We start from the raw sequence: 1,013 nt of genomic DNA, 5'->3' as shown, positions 1-1,013 counted from the left end.
CTCAAACCACAAGCTCTCTAGCTCAGAATTTACGCACCCACTTGGAGCATCTTTCGTGCTTCCAAAAGTGCATCAAACTCGCACACTATACGAAAACAAAAAACCTGCAATTTCTGTATACAGTCAGTCTGAGGTGAATATTAGCAAAACGGTGAGGAATTTGCGAAAAAATTCTTTTGCAAAGTTGTAGACCACGTCGAAACGGATGGGTAGCAGAAACAGAATTCTCATATTTGCATTCTACAAGGAGAAAAATGAATCTGAAGACAGTGTTGCTGTGCACACAGTTTTTAGGGCAGCACCTTTACTTACACACAATCTTCCACACTCCTTTCTGAGCTTCCACAAGAGCATACATCACTCTCAACTGAGCTCACAAGCTCCCATTGCATTCTCACAAAGCTTCCAAGCTTTCTTAATCTCTCCACCGCCGAGAGTGAGTGAGCTATCGTCTCGAGGCTCTCAAAGCCGTCATGCTCTCCGTGGTCACCATGGCTTTGATACCAATTGTGAGTGGGCGGATGCGGTGCGTATGCAGAGAGTGAGAAGGAGAGAGAGAGAGACAAAGAGAGATAATAAAGGTTTTCTAAACCCATCCCATCATCCTCTTTTCCATCCAATGCATGAATAGGAACCCTTGCCTCCTCTCCTAAACTAACCAACTAGCCCCTACCTTTGAAGCATTGGTTGATATAGTTTTGCAGCCTCGGAAATGATACCATGATGCAACTACATGGCCCATCTTGATGCAAGCTTATGAGTGATGGGTAATCCTCCCCATTAGCATAATTCTCAACATTGGTTCAACACTTTCTATATTAGTTATGAACCCCTAGTATTCACCAAGAATTTACCATATTCATGTGACACACTTGTATAAGCATCAAACCCCTCAGTAAAAATCAAATCTTCAAAGAAATTTCTACATGGAAAATAATTTGCAAGATCAAAGTTTTCATATATTAAAGCCATAGCGCTTGTTGTTACAAAACCATGTTCATTGCAGACCACCT

Annotated in this window: 1 protein-coding gene; it reads right to left on the bottom strand. The window is 41.8% G+C overall.

Translation table 11 applies throughout. The features are described 5' to 3' along the window. Positions 1-822: 822 nt before the first annotated feature. The coding region (locus DD606_RS26290; protein ID WP_219824252.1) for a hypothetical protein at positions 823-1,013 on the bottom strand (191 nt) is incomplete at its 5' end.

Origin of the sequence: Enterobacter cloacae complex sp. GF14B (assembly GCF_004136805.1) — a bacterium.
Lineage (GTDB): Bacteria > Pseudomonadota > Gammaproteobacteria > Enterobacterales > Enterobacteriaceae > Enterobacter > Enterobacter hormaechei_C.
The sequence above is the reverse complement of the archived record's forward strand: the minus strand, read 5'-3'. Positions and strand labels throughout refer to the sequence as shown.